Source organism: Mesorhizobium sp. M7A.F.Ca.CA.001.08.2.1, from assembly GCF_003998455.1.
GTDB lineage: Bacteria > Pseudomonadota > Alphaproteobacteria > Rhizobiales > Rhizobiaceae > Mesorhizobium > Mesorhizobium ciceri.
On the sequence record NZ_RZPW01000793.1, the window covers coordinates 1 to 2,736 of the forward strand.

At 59.1% G+C, this 2,736-nt stretch carries 4 protein-coding genes; 2 read left to right on the forward strand and 2 right to left on the reverse strand.

The window, feature by feature from the left end; genetic code table 11:
• Nucleotides 1-20: 20 nt before the first annotated feature.
• Entirely contained in the window at nucleotides 21-857 is an 837-nt protein-coding gene (locus tag EN914_RS31005) for an alpha/beta fold hydrolase (RefSeq protein WP_024505223.1), read from the reverse strand.
• Nucleotides 858-1,164: 307 nt separating this feature from the next.
• On the opposite strand from EN914_RS31005, the gene EN914_RS31010 reads away from it, so the two are divergent.
• Complete coding sequence (locus EN914_RS31010) at nucleotides 1,165-1,782, forward strand: flavodoxin family protein (protein ID WP_024505224.1); 618 nt, start codon at nucleotides 1,165-1,167, stop codon at nucleotides 1,780-1,782.
• Nucleotides 1,783-1,938: 156 nt separating this feature from the next.
• Nucleotides 1,939-2,103 (forward strand): DUF3309 family protein, encoded by a 165-nt coding sequence (locus EN914_RS31015; protein WP_013531546.1) that lies wholly within the window; start codon nucleotides 1,939-1,941, stop codon nucleotides 2,101-2,103.
• Between the two features lie 129 nt (nucleotides 2,104-2,232).
• Here the strand turns inward: EN914_RS31015 and EN914_RS31020 are convergent.
• Nucleotides 2,233-2,736, reverse strand: a 504-nt coding sequence (locus tag EN914_RS31020; protein WP_127389496.1) for a DUF1236 domain-containing protein, incomplete at its 5' end; no start/stop codon positions are given.

Sequence of the window (2,736 nt, forward strand, 5' to 3'; positions counted from 1 at the left end):
GCATAACGCTGATCGCTTCACTATCTCGGTGCGAATTCCACCAGCGCCTTGACGAATTCTGCCGGTGCCTCGATCGGCAGGAATTCGCCGCAGTTGGCGATCATGTGACCTTGCAGGTTCTTTGCGCCAGACATCCTTAGACCTTCGAGGTAATCGTCGATCGATCCAAAATCCGCGTCGCCGCGGATATAAAGGATCGGAACTTCGATGCGCGCCGGGGCATTGGCCTCGGCATCCTGCTTGAACGCGCGATACCAATCAAAGCCGGCCTTAAGTGCCTCCGGCCTCGCATAGGCCTGCGTCAACGTCTCCCGCATTTCATTGGTCAATGCTTCGGGACGGCCGGCGAGCAGATCGAAGAAAAAATCGAAGTAGGCGCGTTGATGGCCCGTCACCAGCAACTCCGGCAACTCAGGCACCGCATGAAACGCAAAGTGCCAGATGCTCGGGTTTGCGACTACCTTCGTCCATGGATGAAGGCCGGGGATAACCGTATTCATCGGCACCGCGCCGACGATGCGACCGCCATGATGGCGAGCAGCAGCGAAGGCAATCATGCCGCCCACATCGAAGCCTGCAACGACGATGGATTTGGCCCCAAGCGCCTCGGCGGCTGAAATCACAATATCGGCAAGAACCTTCTTTTCCGCCGACGGCGGAGTGCCACGCGATTCACCGATCTCCGGAAGATCGAAAGCCAGCGTAAAGTATCGCGTGCCGAGTTCATCGAGCACACCATCATAGATTTTCCGGGAATGGGGCCAGCCGTGCAGAAGGATCAAGGCCGGTCGGCGCGGATCGCCGGCCGTGGATACCGCCAGCTGCATATCGCCTGCTTCGAGGGTCTGGACGAGCATCGTCTATCCATTTTCGGGAACTCAGAAGAAAACGAAGAGCGAACGAATAGGTTGCCGCACCAGTTCAGTCTGCGTCGCTCGCCGCTGTCCGTTCTCCAACGTCTGTGCTCAAGGACCAGCCCGCTTTCTGAGCCGGCTCGACCGTCACCAAGTAGGAGGAGGGGGCCATCCACCGGCCCTGTTGGTCCGCCTGCGGAACAAGCATTTAACCCTGGCGTTAGAATGCCGGGCGATCCCGCAACGGGCGAATGGGCAGTCGCGAAGTCGTCGCGGCGGTTTGCAATTAGGACAATGCAGGGAGATTCACATGCCGCTTACGGCCTTCGCACTCAATTGCTCGCTCAAAGCTTCGAACGACAGGGAAAAATCCTCCACCGATCGGTTGCTCGCCGATGTCCTGGCCGCGTTGATGCAATACGATGTGAAGGGCGAGATCGTGCGTGCGCTCAGCCACGATATCAAGCCCGGCGTGCTCTCCGACATGGGCGAGGGCGACGATTGGCCGAAACTCAGAAAGAAGATACTGGCGGCCGACATCTTCGTGCTCGGGCTTCCGATCTGGCTTGGCCAGCCCTCGAGTGTGGCCAAGCGCGTCCTGGAGCGGATGGATGCCTTTCTCGAGGAGACGGATGACAGAGGGCGAATGCCGGCAGCAGGAAAGGTGGCCCTGGTGGCCATCGTCGGTAATGAGGACGGTGCGCATCACTGCCACGCGGAATGCTTTCAGGCATTGAACGATGTCGGCTTCACCATCCCGGCCAATGGCGGGGTCTACTGGGTTGGCGAGGCGATGGAGGACGTCAACTATGTCGACCTGCCGGCAACTCCGGAAAAAGTCTCGGGTGCGATCGAAATGGCAGCCTCAAACGCCGCCCATCTCGCTGGATTGCTGAAAGACCGGGGCTACTCGGGCGTCTCGGGATGACCTTTGTTCGCCTAAACAACTTTGAGCGGCCAGACCTTGCAGCGTCGATGAGGTCTCAATCGGGAACAGGAAGGCTTGTAGCGAGTTCATATTCTCATCAGCCGGCGACCGCCGCTCCGTCTACACGGCGCGAAGCCGCAAACAGGAGAGCAAGTCATGGGTCTCGGCACAATTCTTATCATCATTCTGATTATCGCATTGCTTGGCGGCTTTAGTGGACTTGGCGGCGGGCCATTCTACGGCACCGGCTATTACGGGGGCGGCGGCCTCGGTCTTCTGCTGCTTATAGTCATAATCCTGGTTGTGCTCGGCCGTCTCTAGCCGAGTCCGCCATGCGGTGGCAGGATTGTATCACCTGCCGCTTGCGGTTCTCTCCGGAGTTGCTTTGAATCCATAGCAGTCCGGCAATGACGGTCCGCCCTCTGGAGGGCGGACCACTCGTCGGACATATCAGGTCAAAATCAGCACGATCTTGAACGTATCCGGATCAACGATGACGATCCGACCGTCCGCAAGCACGAAATACTCGTAGCTTTCGTAAGCGGGAACGATCTTGACGATACGAGCCGGCAGCCGATGCAGCCTGACCTTGTGCCGCGGAACTTCGACGCCGACGCTGATGTCAAAATTGACATTGGACACAGGCTCGACCTTCGTCTCCCGGATAATCTGAGTGACTTGGGTTTTCTGCTCCACCGTCACGTTGTTGATGGAACCGGTCGACGTCGTATCCTGTGTCGAGGCCTTGCCCTGGGCCTGCTGGTCGGTGGTGGTGCCGGCCTTGCCCTGAGCCTGCTCGTCGGTCTGCATCTTGGTCTTGCCCTGGGCCTGCTGGTCGGTGGTGGTGCCGGCCTTGCCCTGAGCCTGCTCGTCGGTCTGCATCTTGGCCTTGCCCTGGGCCTGCTGGTCGGTGGTGCTGCCCTTGCCCTGATCATGCTCATCGGTCTTCAGCTT

Bases quoted from the DNA above. Each gene is read 5' to 3' on its own strand.
- EN914_RS31005 (WP_024505223.1), bottom strand. From the start codon at position 857: ATGCTCGTCCAGACCCTCGAAGCAGGCGATATGCAGCTGGCGGTATCC.
- EN914_RS31010 (WP_024505224.1), top strand. From the start codon at position 1,165: ATGCCGCTTACGGCCTTCGCACTCAATTGCTCGCTCAAAGCTTCGAAC.
- EN914_RS31015 (WP_013531546.1), top strand. From the start codon at position 1,939: ATGGGTCTCGGCACAATTCTTATCATCATTCTGATTATCGCATTGCTT.